Here is a 16,839-nt window from a genome sequence, read left to right as displayed (position 1 = left end):
CCCCCGACGAACTAACGGAGATGCCCACTAGTGCCGGGAGGGAGAGGGGCGCGGCGACTCGGCGCTGTGACCGGGTGACCGCTGTGCAACGGACCGGCCCCGGCGCCGCGGGGGTGTGCGGGCGCCGGGGCCGGCGATCAGGTCGTGCGGCGCGGGGTCAGAGTTCGCGCGCGGGGGAGGTCGTGGCCTCCTCGGGATCGTCGGGGTGACCGGCGTAGTGCACGATGCTGGCGACGAGTCCTCCCCAGATCACGAGCAGGAACAGCACCATCATGATGATCGCGGAAGCGTCCATGGCTCAGGCCTCCTTCGGCGTGTGGGTGGGGGCAGGGTTCTCGTCGGGACGGGTGAGTCCCTCCTCGTAGACGTAATCGCTCGGGTCGTCGTCGACACTCGGCGGTCCGTCGAGCTGGCGGGCCCCCCGCCAGGGCAGGGCCGACAGGATGATCGACAGGACCAGGATGGTCCCGATCATTCCCCAACCCCAGACGCCCAGGATAGCGGCGTCATAGCCCTCGTAGGGCTCGGAGACGAGGGTCATGATCTCGCGGATCAGGGCGTACCCCAGGACGACCGGGGTGATGACGGCCAGGCACACGATCCAGAACGAGCCGACCTTCCACGAGGACACCGAGTTGAGGTGGTCGCGCAGGGTGGGGCCGAGGCGCATCACGAAGATCACCACGATGAGGGCGATGAGGGTGATGCCGACGATGCCGAGGCTGTTGACGAACTTGTCCATCACGTCGAGGTTCTGCAGACCGGTCTCGGTGGGCATGAGCAGGATCGAGGCGGCCGCCATCGGGATGCCGACGGCGAGCACCGAGGCGGTCCGGCTGCTGCCCATCTTGTCCTGGAAGGACGAGATGACCACCTGGACGATGGAGATGAGCGAGGTGATACCGGCCAGGATGAGGCAGACGAAGAACACCACGCCCCAGATCGGGCCGCCCGGCATCTGCGAGATCAGGGCCGGGAAGGCGATGAACGCCAGGCCCGGGCCGCCACCGACGTCCTCCCAGCCCGCGCCCGCCGACGTGGAGACGAGGAAACCGAGGGTGGCGAACACGCCGATGCCGGCGAGGACCTCGAAGGCCGAGTTGGAGAAGCCCACGACGAGCCCGGAGCTCGTGAGGTTGGACTTGCGCTTCAGGTACGAGGAGTAGGTCAGCATGATGCCGAAGCCCACCGAGAGCGACAAGAAGATCTGCCCGTAGGCCGCGATCCACACGCTCGGCTCGGTGAGCACGCCCCAGTCCGGGGTGAAGAAGTTGTTGAGGCCGTCCATCGCGCCCTCGAGGAAGAGCGACCGCACGACGAGGGCGGCGAAGAGCGCCACGAGGAGCGGGACGAAGAGCAGGGCGGTGCGGCCGATTCCCTTCTGGACGCCCGCGAGCAGGACGCCCAGCGTGACGATCCACACCACCACAAGGACGATCGCGATGCCCGGGACGAAGTCGACGCCGAAGCCGCTGCCCGCGCGGAGGAAGTCCTCGGCGAAGAACGACGCCGATTCCTCGTACGTCTCACCCCACCGCTCGTCGATCGAGAACCACGCGTATGAGGCGGCCCACGCGATGATCACCGCGTAGTAGACGGCGATGACGAACGACACCAGGACCTGGATCCAGCCGATCGGCTCGGCGAAACGGTTCATCCGCCGGAAGCTCAGCGGCGCGGAGCCGCGGAAACGGTGGCCGATGGCGTAGTCGAAGAACAACAGCGGGAGGCCCGCGGTCAGCAGGGCCACGAGGTAGGGGAGCAGGAAGGCGCCGCCACCGTTGTCGTAGGCGACAAAGGGAAAGCGCCAGATGTTGCCGAGGCCGACGGCGGAGCCGATGGCGGCAAAGACGAAGACGGAGCGACGGGAGAATGTCTCTCTCGGTGTCGCCGCACTCCTGGTGGGCGGGCTGGTCATGGTCGACTCCTTGTGGGGCGATCGGGCGGCGGATCCGCCGGGTGTGACGGACCGACGATAGGTGTGGTCTCCACTACTTCCCATATCTTCACGGCGGGTTGTGGTTTTGGTGACCATTTCGACGCATTCGCGGCACCGAATCGTGTTACCAGCGGGACTACAGTGATCTCATGAGGATGCAGCGAAGAAGTCCGTGGGTGGTGGGGCGCAGGCTGGCTGCGGCCACGGCCGCGGTCGCTGTGGCGGTGCTCGCCGCCCCCACCCTCGCCGCCCCCACCCTGGCCACCCCGTCACCGGCCGTCGCCACCCCGGCGGCCCCGTCGCCGGCCGTCACGGCGCCCTCCCCGGCGGAAGTGGTGCGCGAGACCGGGTCGTGGTTCTCGCACGGCTACACCCTCGACCTGCGCGCGGACGGTACGGGAATGCTGGCCGCCTGGGTCGGCGCGTTCGACGGCACCAGGGTCCAGTTGCGACTGATCCCCGCACCGGGGCCGGCGACCGTCGCCGAGGTGACCGCCGTCGAGACGGTCGGGCGCGGGGGACTGGCAGCGGACCAGCAGCCGGGCGTGGGGGGACTGGTCACCGTCGCCTTCGGGGACGAGGTGCGGACGGCCCACGTCGAGTGGTCGTCGGGTCCGCGCCGACTGGCCGCCGATCTGTGTCCTGTCGAGGGGCTCGACGCCGAGATGATGGCCGCCCTCCGCTGCGGGGCCTGAGGGGGAGCCGGCGGCGCGAGGCGCCCGCGACACGCCGTCGAGGGGAGGCTCCCCCCTGAGAAGGAAGTAACGATTCGATAACGACGCGTGACGGAACCTGAGGTGTCCCTCACCTGTGCGTATGAGGGAACCGTCAGGTTCAAAGTGTGACCGTCGCCACTTCCGGACCCCGTCAGGCCTCCCCCCGACGGACGGACGTACCCCCTCAAGCTGAGGAACGCCTCAAGTTCCTGTGGCAGTCTGTGCCCTGCGTCGGACCAGTACCCGGTCTCGGCGCGGAGTTGTTCCAGACGAAGTTGCCAAGGAGTTCCACACGTGACGATCGACGACCGCGACCTCACACCCCGCCCGCTCGAGACCGGACACGCGGCCCGCCGCCAGGCCCGGGCGCTCGCGGACGATCTGCGTGAGGGTACCGCCTACGCGCTCGCCTTCGGAGGGCAGGGCATCGCGTGGCGCGACGCGTTGAGCGATCTCATCGACGGCACCGGGATCGGTCCCGAGCTGCAGGACCTCGTCGACTCCTCCGTCGCCCTCACCGAACCCGTCCACGACGAGATCGCGGTTGTCCGGCCCCACGGTTTCCGGCCCATAGAGTGGGCCAACACCACTACCGGCGAGGACGAGGACCACGGCCACCTGCCCGAGGAGGCATCGCTGTCCTCCGCCGCGGTCTCCCTGCCCGCCGTCCTGCTCACCCAGGTGGGTGCCGTCCGCGCGCTCGCCGCCGAGGGCTTCGACGTCAACGACACCGCCCCCGCCGCGGTGGTCGGACACTCCCAGGGGATCCTGGCCGTGGAGTCGGTCCAGACCTTCGGATCGGTCGACGACCGCCTCCTGGCGGTGGCCGAACTGATCGGCGCCGCGGCCACCCTGGTCGGTCGCCGCACGGGCCTGTTCCGTCGCGGTGAGGCCAGCCCCATGGTCGGGGTGTCGGGCATCGACGGCGCGGAGCTGCGAGCCCTGGTCGACGAGGTCTTCGCGACGGTCGACCCCTCGCTGCGGCCCACCGTCTCCATCCGCAACGCCCAGCGACGCCACGTCGTGGTGGGCCGTCCGGACGACCTCGAGGACCTGCGCCGGCACTGTGCGGACCTCGAGGCCGAGTCCCGCCGCCGCCGCGAGGCCAAGCTCACCGGCGGCGAGGTCTTCGCCCCCGTCTTCGACCCCCTCGACGTGGAGGTCGGGTTCCACCATCCGGCGATGGCACCCGCCGTGGACGTCGTGTCCGACTGGGCGGCCCGCTGTGGCCTGGACACCGCCCGTGCGACCGCTCTGGCCCGCCAGGTCTTCGTCGAGCCCGTCGACTGGGTCGAGGAGATGGCGGAGGCCCTGCACTCCGGCGCCGACTGGATCCTCGACATGGGCCCGGGCGAGGCCCTGACCCGCCTCAACCGCTCGGTGGTCCGCGGTCAGGGCGTCGGCGTGGTCGCCGCCGCCACCCGCGGCGGCCTGCGCAACCTCTTCACACCCGGCGCGACCCCGTCGATCGAGCGTCCGTGGACGGCCTACCAGCCCCAGCTCATCACCCTGCCCGACGGCACCGTGCACGTGGAGACCTCGTTCACCCGCCTCACCGGGTGCTCGCCGATCCTGCTGGCCGGGATGACCCCGACCACCGTGGACCCGGAGATCGTCGCCGCCGCCGCCAACGCCGGCCACTGGGCCGAGCTCGCCGGCGGAGGACAGGTGACAGAGGCGATCTTCGCGGAGAACACCCGCCGTCTGGCCGAGCTGCTCGAGCCCGGCCGCAGCGTCCAGTTCAACTCCCTCTTCCTCGATCCGTACCTGTGGAAACTCCAGGTCGGCGGCAAGCGACTGGTCCAGAAGGCTCGCGCGGCGGGCGTTCCCTTCGACGGGGTCATCGTGACCGCCGGCATCCCCGAGCTCGACGAGTCCGTGGCCCTGATCGAGGAGCTCACCGAGGCGGGACTGCGCCACGTGAGCTTCAAGCCCGGGACCGTCGCGCAGATCCGCCAGGTCGTGCGGATCGCGGCCGAGGTCCCGCACATGCCGGTGATCGTCCACGTCGAGGGCGGCCGGGCCGGGGGACACCACTCGTGGGAGGACCTCGACTCGCTGCTCCTGGCCACCTACCCCATGCTGCGCGACCGACCCAACGTGGTCCTGTGCGTCGGCGGCGGGATCGGCACCCCGGAGCGGGCCGCCGATTACCTGACCGGGTCCTGGGCCAACGCCCACGGCTTCCCGGCCATGCCCGTCGACGGCATCCTCGTGGGCACGGCCGCCATGGCGACTCTCGAGGCCACCACCAGCCCGCAGGTCAAGCAGCTCCTCGTGGACACCGTCGGCGTGGACCACTGGGTCGGGGCCGGACAGGCCGAGGGCGGCATGGCCTCGGGCCGCAGCCAGCTCGGCGCCGACATCCACGAGATCGACAACACCGCCGCCCGCGCCGGGCGCCTGTTGGACGAGGTCGCCGGTGACGCCGACGCCGTGGCCGAGCGCCGCGAGGAGATCATCGCCGCGATCAACGGCACCGCCAAGCCGTACTTCGGGGACCTCGGATCCATGACCTACGAGCAGTGGCTTCGTCGGTTCGCCGAGCTGTCGCTCGCAACCGCTCCCACTGCCGGTACCGCCTCCGAGGCGGAGGCCGCCGGCGGCCGCTCGGTGTGGCTCGACCCCACCATCCGTGAGCGGTTCCACCGCATGGTGCAGCGCGCCGAGGCCAGGCTGGATGCCGCGGACTCCGGGCGCATCGTGTCGGCCTTCCCCCTCGTCGAGGCGATGGAGCAGCCCACCGAGGTCGTCGACGCACTCGCGGACCGCTACCCGGACCTGGCCACGGCGACCCTGCACCCCGCCGACGCCGCCGAGTTCCTCGACATCTGTCGCATGCCGGGCAAGCCCGTCCCGTTCGTGCCCGTCATCGACGGCGACGTCCGTCGCTGGTGGCGCTCCGACTCACTGTGGCAGGCCCACGACGCCCGGTACGACGCCGACGCCGTGTGCGTCATCCCCGGCACCACCGCGGTCGCCGGGATCACCCGGGTCGACGAGCCGGTCGGCGATCTGCTCGATCGCTTCGAGTACGCCACTGTCGACCGTGTCCGCGAGTACATGCCCACCACCCAGGAGGTGAGCAGCCGCCGTCGCGGGACCGTGACCACGGCGCAGGGCCCGGTCGCCGACGTGCTCAACGCTCCCGACGTCTCGTGGGCGGGCCGTCTGGTGGTGAGCCCCGTCCACCGCCTCGGCGTCCTGCACGCCTGGGAGATCGACCCGAGCGGCATCGGGTACCACCCGGTCTCCGGCGCCGTCCTCACCCCGGGCCCGGACGGCCGCACCGTCGACCTCACGCTGCCCATCGGCCCGACCGAGATGACCATCACGATCACCCTGGGCGACGCGGTCGCCGCGGGCGCCGCCCCGGTCGTCACCGACGACGCCGCGGAAGCCGCCATGCGCACCCTCCTGAGCACCGCCGCCGGCGTCGGCCGCGGCGGCGCCGGGGGCACCGCGATCGACGCCCTGCCGGAGGTCACGGATGGCGTGGCCACGGCCCGGTTCACCTTCGAGCCCACCCTCGCCTCCGACCACACCGGTGTCACCGCCGGCAGTCTGCCCACCTCGCTCATCACCTCGGACGGCGTCCCCGACGCCCTCGTGGGTGCGGCGTGGCCCGCGGTGTTCGCGGTCCTCGGTGAGGCGCGTCGCCCGCGCGGCGGCGGAACAGCTGTCGAGGGAACGGTGGTGGAAGGTCTGCTGGACCTGGTCCACCTCGACCACGGCATCCGCATGCACTCCGCGCTGCCCGCGCAGTCGACCGACCTCGTCGTCGTCGCCCGGTCGGGAGACGTCCGCGACACCGACCTCGGACGCGTCGTCGAGGTGTCGGTCGAGGTCGCCACGGTCGCCGCCGACGGTTCGCAGTCACCCCTGTGCACCCTGTCGGAGCGGTTCGCGATCCGCGGCCGCACCGGTGGTGCCGAGGTGGGTGACCCCCGGCCCGCCGGCGGCGCCCTGGTCACGGCCGAGGGCGGGGCCGCGAGCCCGGCCGAGACGAGCCGCCAGCAGCGGGTGTCCACCTCGCTCATCGCGCCGCACGACATGACCGCCTTCGCGCTGGTCTCCGGCGACCACAACCCCATCCACGTCTCCGACACCGCAGCCGACCTGGCCGGCCTCGGCGGGGTGATCGTGCACGGCATGTGGCTCTCGGCCGCCGCGCAGCACGCGGTCCAGGCCTCGGACGGCCGCGACCCCGCCCTGCGGATCGCCGGGTGGACCGCCCGCATGCTCGCCCCGGTCCGACCGGGCGACCACATCAAGGTCCGGGCCGTCCAGACCGGGCGCCACGCCGGCGGCCAGGTCCTCGAGGTCACCTGCACGGTCGACGGCGCCACCGTCATGGCCGCCACCGCGCTGACCGAGGCCCCGCGCACCGTCTACGCCTTCCCCGGCCAGGGCATCCAGGCCAAGGGCATGGGCATGGAGGGGCGCACCCGCTGCCCGGCCGCCCGCGAGATCTGGGACCGCGCGGACGCGCACACGCGCAAGGCTCTGGGGTTCTCCATCCTGGCGCTCGTCCGCGAGAACCCCACCGAGGTGACCGTCCGGGGCACCGTCCACCGGCACCCCGACGGCGTGCTCTACCTGACGCAGTTCACCCAGGTCGCGATGGCGTGCCTAGCCGTGGCGCAGCGCGCCGAGCTCGAGGCCGACGGGTTGTTCGTCGACGGGGCCTACTTCGCCGGCCACTCGATCGGTGAGTACGACGCCCTGGCCGCCATCTCCGGCACGTTGGAGCTCGAGCCGCTGCTGGAGATCGTCTTCCAGCGCGGGTCGACCATGCACGAGCTGGTCCCGCGCGACGCCGAGGGGCGGTCCGACTACCGGATGGCCGCGATCCGCCCGTCGCAGATGGGAATCGGTGACGACGAGGTCGTGGACTGGGTGGCCGGCGTGGCCGAGGACTCCGGTGAGTTCATCGAGATCGTCAACTACAACCTCGCGGGGTCCCAGTACGCGCTTGCCGGCACCGTCGCCGGCTGTAAGGCCCTGGAGAAGGCAGTCGAGCGCGAACTCGAGCGGTCCGGGGGCAAGAACGCCTTCATCCTTGTGCCCGGCATCGACGTGCCCTTCCACTCCACCGTCCTGCGCGGCGGCGTCCCGGACTTCCGGGCCACCCTCGACGCGCTGATCCCGCACGACATCGACATCTCGGTGCTCGTGGGCCGCTACATCCCCAACCTGGTGCCGCGTCTGTTCAGCCTCGAGCGCGACTTCGTGCAGGAGATCGCCGACCTCGTGCCGGCCGACTCCCTCGCCGAGGTCCTCGCGGACTGGGAGTCGTGGTCCGCCACCCCGACGCGTCTGGGACGCCTCCTGTTGGTCGAGCTGCTGGCCTGGCAGTTCGCCAGCCCGGTCCGCTGGATCGAGACGCAGGAGCTGCTGTTCACCCCGATCGACTGCGGTGGACTCGGCATCGAGTGCTTTGTCGAGGTCGGTGTGGCCAACGCCCCGACCGTGGCGAACCTCGCCTCCAAGACCCTCGACCTGCCCACGCACCGGGGCCCCCGCGCCCAGGTGCTCAACGTCGAGCGCGACTCGGCGACGCTGTACGGCACCCTGCCGCCCAGCGTGGAGGTCGACGACGAGGACTCGGTAGGCGCCACCGAGTCCACCAGCGGGTCGAGCGACGCAGGTTCGACCAACACCGCGGCCGCCGACCAGGCGGCCCCCACAGACCCCGCACCGGCCGTCAACACCCCCGGCACGGCCGGTGCGGACCGATCCACCCCCCCGGCAGTCGAGGCCGCCCCCGGCGCACCCCGCCCGGACGACCTGGACTTCGGCGCCCCCGCCGCCACCCGCATGCTGGTGGCGCTGCGCACCAAGGTCCGTCCCGAGCAGATCGCCCCCGGCGACTCCATCGAGACGCTGTGTGACGGCGTCTCCTCGCGCCGCAACCAGCTCCTGCTGGACCTGGGCACGGAATTGAGCCTGGGCGCCATCGACGGCGCGGCCGAGGCGGACTTCCCGACCCTGTCCGACCAGGTCTCGCGCCTGGCCCGCGGGTACTCGCCCTTCGGCCCCGTCCTGTCCGACGCGGTAGGCGAGGCGCTTCGTGCGGTCCTGGGCCGCACCGGCAAGCGGCCGGCGTACATCACCGAGCGCGTCACGGGCCCCTGGGAGCTCGGACCCGGCTGGGCGCAGCACGTCACCGCGGAGATCGCCCTGGGCACCCGCGACGGCGCCTCGATCCGCGGTGGCGACCTGGCCACCCTCGACGCCTCGGGCGTCAAGGACGTGGCCGGGCTGGACGCCCTCATCGACGCGGCCGTGTCCGCCGTCGGCGCCGCGAACGGCGTCGCCGTCGCCATGCCGTCCTCCGGGGCCGGCGGCGGCGGAGTGGTCGACTCCGGGGCCCTGTCCGAGTTCGCCGACGAGATCACCGGAGCCGACGGGGTCCTGGCCCGCGCCGCGCGCGGCGTGCTCACCCGCCTCGGGCACCTCGAGCCGGACGCGGTCGACCTCCTCGCCGAGGCCGATCCCGACACCGAGCTAGCTGACCTTGTGGCCGCCGAGCTGGGCGCCGACTGGCGCCGCGTCGTGGCCCCGGCTTTCGACCCGGCCCGGGCCGTGCTCCTGGACGATCGCTGGGCCTCGGCCCGCGAGGACCTGGCCCGGCTCTGGACGCGGACCGACGTCCCCGCGGACGCCGCGGAGGCCTTCCGCGGCGCCGGCGACATCGTGGCCGAGCAGGCCCGCTGGTGGGCCGGTCGGGCCGCCGACGCCCGCCGGGACGCCCTCGCGGTCGCCTACCGGGAGATCGCGGAGACGGCCGCCGAGGAGTTCGTCGGCCAGTACGCGGGCGACGTCGCCGTCGTCACCGGGGCCGGCAAGGGCTCCATCGCCGCCGCCGTCACCGGAAAGCTCCTGGCGGGAGGGGCCACCGTGGTCGCCACCACCTCCAGCCTCGACCAGTCCAAGCTGGCCTTCTTCAAGGACCTCTACCGCTCCCAGGCCCGCGGTGGCGCGGTGCTGTGGGTGCTGCCGGCCAACCTCACCTCGTACTCGGACGTCGACGCCCTGGTCGAGTGGGTCGGATCCGAACACGCCGAGTCGGCCGGGGGACAGACCACCGTCCTCAAGGCTCCGCTCACTCCGACGCTGCTCTTCCCGTTCGCCGCCCCACGCGTCCAGGGCTCGATGGCCGACGCCGGACCGCGGGCCGAGACCGAGATGCGCGTCCTGTTGTGGGGCGTGGAGAAGCTCGTGGCCGGCCTCGGTGCGATCGGCGCCGATACCGACGTCGACTCCCGACTGCACGTGGTGCTGCCGGGCTCGCCCAACCGCGGGATCTTCGGCGGCGACGGGGCCTACGGCGAGGCCAAGGCCGCACTCGACGCCATGATCGCCAAGTGGGGTTCCGAGAAGTCCTGGTCCGAGCGCGTGACGTTCGTCCACGCGATCATCGGCTGGGTCCGGGGCACCGGGTTGATGGGCCACAACGACTCGCTCGTCGAGGCCGTCGAGGCCGCGGGCGTGTCCACCTGGTCCACCGCCGGGATCGCCGACGAGCTGCTGGACTCCTGCACGCCGGACGTCCGCCGGGCCGCCGGCGAGGCTCCCCTCACCGTCGACCTCACCGGAGGGCTCGGCTCCGCCGACCTGGACATGGCCGCGCTCGCCGCGGACCGGCCGGCGGCGACGTCCGAGTCCACCACCGACGACGCGGACGGGACCATCGCGGCCCTGCCGTCGCTGCAGACCGTCACCCCCGACGAGCGCCCCGAGTGGGGCGAGGTCACGCAGGACCTCGAGGACATGGTCGTGATCGTGGGATCCGGCGAGGTCGGCCCGTACGGCAGCGCACGCACCCGCTTCGAGGTGGAGACCACCGGTGACCTCAGCGCGGCCGGCGTGGTGGAGCTGGCCTGGTCCACCGGACTCATCACCTGGGAGGACTCGCCGCGCGCCGGCTGGACCGTCACCGAGTCCGGCGACCCTATCGACGAGGCCGAGATCGCCGAGCGGTTCCACGACGAGGTCCTCGCCCGGGTGGGCGTGCGCACCTACGCCGACGATTCGCGCGCGGAGATGTTCGCGGGCGCCTCGCCGCAGCTGACCTCGGTGTTCCTGCCGGAGGACCTGTCCTTCGTCGTGGATGACGAGGGCCAGGCCCGCGCGTACCAGGAGGACGATCCGGAGAACACCGTCGTCACCCGAAGCGAGGACGGCGAGTGGACGGTCACCCGCAAGGCGGGCACCGAGATCCGCGTCCCCCGCCGCACCACGCTTACGCGCATCGTGGGTGGCCAGATCCCCACCGGCTTCGACCCCACGGCATGGGGCATCCCCGCCGACATGGTCTCCGGTATCGACCGGGTGGCGGCGTGGAACCTGGTGGCCACCGTGGACGCCTTCATCTCCTCGGGCTTCACCCCGGCGGAGCTGCTGGCCCACGTCCATCCGGCCGACGTCGCCAACACCCAGGGCACCGGCATGGGCGGTATGACGAGCATGCGCTCGCTCTACATCGACGGGATCCTGGGCCGCAGCCGCGCGAACGACACGCTGCAGGAGGCCCTGCCCAACGTGGTGGCCGCCCACGTCATGCAGTCCTACGTCGGCGGCTACGGCTCGATGGTCCATCCGGTGGCGGCCTGTGCCACCACCGCGGTGAGCGTCGAGGAGGGCTTTGACAAGATCCGCGCCGGCAAGGCCGAATTCGTGGTGGCAGGCGGGTTCGACGACCTGTCCACCGAGGGCATCCAGGGCTTCGCCGACATGTCCGCCACCGCCGACTCCGCGGCCATGGCCGCCAAGGGGATCGACGAGCGCCATTACAGCCGTGCCAACGACCGGCGGCGCGGCGGGTTCGTCGAGTCCCAGGGCGGCGGCACCATCCTGCTGGCGCGCGGCGACGTCGCGGCCCGCATGGGGCTGCCGGTGCACGGAGTGGTGGCCTGGGCGGGGTCGTACGCCGACGGTGCCCACACCTCGATCCCGGCCCCGGGGCTGGGTGCTCTCGGCGCCGGTCGCGGGGGACGACGGTCGCCGCTGGCCCGGGGTCTGGCAGAGCTCGGACTGACCGCGGACGACCTGGCCGTGGTGAGCAAGCACGACACCTCGACCAAGGCCAACGACCCCAACGAGTCGGATCTCCACGAGCGTCTCGCCGCGGCGATCGGTCGCTCCGACGGCAACCCGCTGTTCGTCGTGTCGCAGAAGTCGCTCACCGGGCATGCCAAGGGGGGCGCGGCCGCGTTCCAGCTCATCGGCCTGACCCAGATGCTGCGCTCGGGGACGCTTCCCCCGAACCGGGCCCTGGACTGCGTCGACGACGTCCTGGACCGGCACCGGCACCTGGTGTGGTTGCGCGAGACGCTGCAGCTGGGCGGGGACCTGCCGCTCAGGGCCGGCCTGCTCACCTCGCTCGGCTTCGGTCACGTGTCCGGCCTGATCGCCGTGACTCATCCCGAGGCGTTCCACCGCGCGGTGGCCGCGCAGCTCGGCGAGCAGGAGTCCGAGCGCATCCGCGAGGCCGCGCTGACCCGCGAGCGTGAGGGCGCACGGCGACTGACCGACGCCATCTACGGCGGCGAGTCCCTCTACAGCCGTCCCGAGGCCCGGCGCCTCGGTGAGGGGTCAGGAGATGAGGTCAAGGAGCGCGAGGCCGCGGTGCTGCTGGACCCCGCGGCCCGGATCGACGCCGACGGCGTGCTCGCGGCGAGCGACTGGGTGCAGTGAGCCCGGCGGTGCGGGGCGTCGGGGTCGACACGGTCGAGCTCGGCGCCTTCGCCGCGTCCCTGGGCGAGCCGGGGACGCGGTTCGCCACGGCCTTCTCAGCTACAGAGCGACGGCAGTGCCGCGAGCGCGCCGAAGCCCGGGGGGTCGGCCGCGGCGCCGCCACGGCGCGCGCGGACGGGCCGGATGCGCGCACCTCGTCGTCATCGGACCGGTCCGACCCTCTGGCCCGCCACCTCGCCGCGCGGTGGGCGGTCAAAGAGGCCGTGGTCAAGGCGTGGTCCTCGGCCCTCTACGGCTCGCCCCCGCCGATCGCGCCGGACCTGCTGGTCTGGTCCGAGATCGAGACCGTCTGCGATGCGTGGGGTCGGCCCGCGATACGCCTCGGCGGCGAGGTCGCCCGGCAGGTCGCCGCGACGGTGGGGGAGGGCGCGCGCTGGCATGTCTCGCTGAGCCATGACGGCGACGCGGCCGTGGCGTTCGTGGTGCTCGAGGGGCAGGGGTCCGGATAGGACTGCGTGCGCCCTGGGTGCGCGATGCGCGCCTCGGATTGCGATGCGCCCCGGGTGCGCGATGCGCGCCTCGGATTGCGATGCGCCCGCGTACCTCCGGGGGCGGAGGCGAGTCCGAGGGGCGAAGCGCCGCGAGTGCCGATGGAGTCAGTCGGCCTGGGCTTCCTTCTCCGCCAGCCAGAGGTATGCGGTGAGCATCCGCTTGAGTTCGGTGACGGTGGCGTCGTGGATGTCCTCGCCCGTGGCGGAACCGGCGCTGACGGAGAAGTTGAGCATCGAATAGGACACGTGGACCAGCACATCTGCCATGAAGGCGCGGCGCTGCCGTTCGGTGGACGGCATGAGCGGGGCGAGCACGCTGGCGATCATCCTGGCCAGCTCGCGCTCGTTGACCGCAGCGGTGGCTCGAGTGGCGGGGGTGGCCTGCGTGGCCAGCCAGACCGCTCGCCGGGAGGGATCGCGCAGCCACAGATCCGCCAGGTGGTCGAGGAAGTCGTTGAGCAGCTCCGGCCAGTCCAGCGCGGGGATCTTCTGCGCGAAGCGTTCGACCTCCTCGATCACGCTGTGCGCGTCTTGGCGGTCCAGCTCGCACACCAGCACGTATTTGTTGGCGAAGAACTGGTACAGCGTCCCGATCGGCACTCCCGCGCGGGAGGCCACCTCTTCGCAGGTGAACGAATCGAATCCCACCTCGACCAGCACATCGCGGGCAGAGGACAGCAGTGCCTGAAACTTGCGTCGGCTCCTCTCCTGGATGGGCCGGCGCCGGGGCACCAGGATGTTCGGTTCATCCTGGACGGCCTCGTCAACAGAGTCCGGGGTCTGGTCCTGCGTCCGCTCGTGCGGTTCGGCCGGCATGGGTGAACTCAGCCCTCCGCGGGTTCGGGCAGGTCCACGCCGAGGAGCTTGGAGAGCATGGCCACGTGACCCTTGGCCCGGACGTTGTACCGGGCCAGGGAGAGTGTTCCGTCGGACTCCACGACGAACGTCGAGCGGATCACGCCCATCACGGTTTTGCCGTAGTTCTTCTTCTCGCCGAACGCGCCCCACTCGGTGAGCATGGTCTTGTCCGGATCGGACAGTAGAGGGAATGTGATGCCGTGCTTGTCCCGGAAGCGCTGGAGCTTCTCCGGCGCGTCGGGTGACACCCCCACCACCCCGATACCGGCCTCCCGCAGTTCCTGGAGGGCTCCCTCGAAGTCCACGGTCTCGGTGGTGCAACCGGGCGTCATGGCTGCCGGATAGACGTACACGACCACGCGTCCGTGCGCGGTGAGCAGGTCCTGCAGCGACGTGGGGTTTCCGTCGGCGTCGGGGAGGGTGAAGTCGGGGGCGGTCTGGCCCACCTCGAGCCGTGGTGTGGTCACCGGTGCTCCTGGGGTCGGGTCGGGGTCTGTGATCACTCCAACCTATCCGATGCGTCGGCGCGCGGGCGCGGATCATCGGCGGGTGCAGTACCGTGGGCGGGGTCCAGAATCCGCGGGCAGCCGCGTGACGAGCGATTGACGGAGGTCTCGTGTCCAGGAGTTACGACAGCATCGAAGGCGACATCGCCAAGGCGCGTGACGATCTCGCGACGACGTTGGACGAGATCGTCGACCGGGTCAATCCCAAGAACCTCGCCGAAGAGGGTAAGGAGAGGGCCGTCGCCGCTCTCACCGATCCCCGGGTTCTCGCCGTGCTCGGCGGAGTGGCGGCGCTGATCCTCGGCGGCATCTCCGTGTCGATCGCCAACAAGCGCAAGGAGCGTCGTCGCATCGAGGCGTATCTCGAGGCGCGCCGGGCCATCTGAGCGGCCGCCGCTCGCCACAGTGCTTCGAGAAGAGCGTTTCGCACATTCCCACTCGGGAAACGTGAGCGGAACGCTCTTCTCGTTGAATCGAGGGGTCCCGGCCGTGCTGCCGACCCGACAGACAAAGCCCCGGATCGTGGACCCGGGGCTTTGTCTGTGGTGCGCCATCAGGGACTCGAACCCCGAACCCGCTGATTAAGAGTCAGCTGCTCTGCCAATTGAGCTAATGGCGCCCGCGTGGTGCGAGAGAAACAGTAACAGGACCCCGCCGTCAACACGAAATCGCCTGGTCAGGACGGGGGTAGACGGGCCGGGAGGGGGTCATCCTTTATCAATTCGATATGAAATGTAGTGGCGGACGCATGCATACTTGTGAAGACATCCCTCTGGCTCGGTTCATGGTCTGCAGGGACATGACGCTCGGAAGGGGCCATTAGTGAACGTGCGCCACACGGATCGGACCAGACGCCGGGCCCGCGCCCGGTCGAGATCCCGGCTCGCTCTGGCCGCCGTGTTCGCGGGCTCCCTCGTGTTGACGGGGTGCACCATCGGTTCGGGGGGAGCGGACGACGGTCAGGTCGCCGAGGCCCCGGCGGAGCCGTCCGCGGTGATCGACGTCTCCGTGGAGGACGGGTCGCTCGACGCCAACCCCGCTGAGCCGGTGGTGCTCACCGCCAGCGACGGCCGCTTCGATTCGGTGGTCATGCGCAACCCGGAGGGCGTCCAGGTCCAGGGAGAGTTCAATCCGGATCTCACCGAGTGGCGGACCACCGAAGACCTGGGGTACTCCCGCGAGTACACGCTGGAGTCCACCGCGACCGACGACGCCGGTCTGGTCACCCGGAGCACCGTCACGTTCAGCACCGTCACCCCCCGCATCCTCACCGCCGCGTATCTCACGACGGGTCAGGGTGCGACGGTGGGCATCGGCCAGCCCGTGGCGGTGATGTTCGACGAGCCGATCGCGGACCGTCGCGCCGCGCAGGACAACATCCACATCCGGACCGAGCCGGAGGTGGAGGGTGCCTTCTACTGGGTGTCCAACCAGGAGGTCCGGTGGCGTCCGGCCGAGTACTGGGCGCCCGGAACCACGATCGACGTCGACGTGGACATCTACGGCAAGGACCTGGGCGACGGCATGTACGGCCAGGAGAACGTGCGCAGCGACTTCCAGATCGGTGACGCGGTCATCTCCCGGGTCGACGACTCGACCAAGCAGATCGTGGTCGAGCGCAACGGCGAGGTGATCAAGACCATGCCCACCTCGATGGGCAAGGCCGACACCCCGACGCCCAACGGCACGTACGTGATCGGGGAGAAGCTGGCCTCCATGGTGATGGACTCCTCGACCTACGGCGTCCCGGTCGACTCGCCGGACGGGTACCGCACGCCGGTGCAGTACGCCACGCGGATGTCGTACAGCGGCATCTTCGTCCACGCCGCGCCGTGGTCCGTCTGGGCCCAGGGCAGCCAGAACGTCAGCCACGGGTGCCTCAACGTCACCACGGCCGATGCGAAGTGGTTCTACGACAACGCCAAGCGGGGCGACATCTTCGAGGTCTCCGGCACGGTCGGTCCGACGCTGCCGGGGTGGGACGGCCTGGGCGACTGGAACATCCCGTGGGAGACCTGGAAGGCCGGGAACGCGGACGCGGGCACCGCCTGAAGTGCGCAACACCCTCAGCGGGAGTGATCGGCCGCCCGGTCGTCGCGTCGACCGGCGGCTCGGAACAACGCACGACCGGGCGCCGCGGTGACGCCGTGGGCGAGGGTGCTGGCCACCACGATGAGGGTGCCCACCCCCAGCAGCAGCGGGTCCGGACCCGCGCGGGACGCCTCCTCGGTCACATAGAACACCGCCGCGACACCGACCGGACCGAACCACCCGAGGAACGCGGCATCGCGAACACGCAGTCCGAGCGGGCGCATGAGGGCGAGAAGCACCGGCGGACGCAGAAGGCCGAGCACCGCGACGGTGAGCAGCGCCGCTCCCCACCCCAACCGCGCCCACTCCGCCCACGGCAGCATCGCCCCCAGGACCAGGAAGAACGGTAGGACCGCGAACTGGTTGATCGCCTCGTCGATCTCCACCTCCACCCGCCTCTCGTTCCCGGCACTGGTGAGGTTGAAGGCCAGCCCCGAGACGAACGCGGCGAACACCCCGGCGCGCCCCGGCGTCAC

10 protein-coding genes and 1 tRNA gene are annotated in these 16,839 nt (G+C 71.2%); 5 read left to right on the top strand and 6 right to left on the bottom strand.

Translation table 11 applies throughout. The features are described from left to right. Positions 1-157: 157 nt before the first annotated feature. Positions 158-295 (bottom strand): methionine/alanine import family NSS transporter small subunit, encoded by a 138-nt coding sequence (locus tag CEY15_RS16305; protein WP_095719311.1) that lies wholly within the window; start codon positions 293-295, stop codon positions 158-160. 3 nt (positions 296-298) lie between these two features. Then, positions 299-1,918, bottom strand: coding sequence for a sodium-dependent transporter (locus tag CEY15_RS16300; protein WP_095719310.1), 1,620 nt, complete (start codon positions 1,916-1,918; stop codon positions 299-301). A 170-nt stretch (positions 1,919-2,088) separates the two neighbouring features. Here CEY15_RS16300 and CEY15_RS16295 point away from each other — a divergent pair, with 170 nt between their 5' ends. The 3 genes from CEY15_RS16295 to CEY15_RS16285 all read left to right on the top strand — a co-directional run bounded on the left by CEY15_RS16295 (position 2,089) and on the right by CEY15_RS16285 (position 12,866). Beyond that, positions 2,089-2,634: a hypothetical protein gene (locus CEY15_RS16295; RefSeq protein ID WP_245847675.1), complete on the top strand. Its 546-nt coding sequence runs from the start codon at positions 2,089-2,091 to the stop codon at positions 2,632-2,634. Between the two features lie 315 nt (positions 2,635-2,949). Beyond that, positions 2,950-12,357, top strand: coding sequence for a type I polyketide synthase (locus CEY15_RS16290; protein WP_095719308.1), 9,408 nt, complete (start codon positions 2,950-2,952; stop codon positions 12,355-12,357). Next, on the top strand, positions 12,354-12,866 hold the full coding sequence (locus CEY15_RS16285; RefSeq protein ID WP_095719307.1) for a holo-ACP synthase: 513 nt from the start codon (positions 12,354-12,356) through the stop codon (positions 12,864-12,866). The genes CEY15_RS16290 and CEY15_RS16285 overlap by 4 nt, the downstream gene beginning before the upstream one ends. Before the next feature lie 147 nt (positions 12,867-13,013). On the opposite strand, the gene CEY15_RS16280 is transcribed toward CEY15_RS16285, so the two are convergent. Then, positions 13,014-13,724, bottom strand: coding sequence for a TetR/AcrR family transcriptional regulator (locus tag CEY15_RS16280; RefSeq protein WP_095719306.1), 711 nt, complete (start codon positions 13,722-13,724; stop codon positions 13,014-13,016). 8 nt (positions 13,725-13,732) lie between these two features. Continuing rightward, entirely contained in the window at positions 13,733-14,233 is a 501-nt protein-coding gene (locus CEY15_RS16275) for a peroxiredoxin (protein WP_095719305.1), read from the bottom strand. Between the two features lie 149 nt (positions 14,234-14,382). Between CEY15_RS16275 and CEY15_RS16270 the strand changes: the two genes are divergently transcribed. Then, the gene (locus CEY15_RS16270; RefSeq protein WP_095719304.1) at positions 14,383-14,658 is read left to right on the top strand and encodes a DUF3618 domain-containing protein; all 276 of its coding nucleotides are present in this window, start codon (positions 14,383-14,385) and stop codon (positions 14,656-14,658) included. 157 nt (positions 14,659-14,815) lie between these two features. Here CEY15_RS16270 and CEY15_RS16265 read toward each other — a convergent pair. Continuing rightward, a tRNA-Lys gene (locus CEY15_RS16265) sits at positions 14,816-14,891 on the bottom strand. Positions 14,892-15,094: 203 nt separating this feature from the next. Between CEY15_RS16265 and CEY15_RS16260 the strand changes: the two genes are divergently transcribed. Further along, on the top strand, positions 15,095-16,324 hold the full coding sequence (locus tag CEY15_RS16260; RefSeq protein WP_176475158.1) for a L,D-transpeptidase: 1,230 nt from the start codon (positions 15,095-15,097) through the stop codon (positions 16,322-16,324). Positions 16,325-16,338: 14 nt separating this feature from the next. Here the strand turns inward: CEY15_RS16260 and CEY15_RS16255 are convergent, their stop codons facing one another. Continuing rightward, positions 16,339-16,839 (bottom strand): cation:proton antiporter, encoded by a 501-nt coding sequence (locus CEY15_RS16255; protein ID WP_245847674.1) that lies wholly within the window; start codon positions 16,837-16,839, stop codon positions 16,339-16,341.

It is taken from the genome of Dietzia natronolimnaea (assembly GCF_002289575.1).
In the GTDB taxonomy this organism is placed as follows: Bacteria; Actinomycetota; Actinomycetes; order Mycobacteriales; family Mycobacteriaceae; genus Dietzia; species Dietzia natronolimnaea_A.
This window is presented reverse-complemented; position numbering and strand designations above follow the sequence as displayed.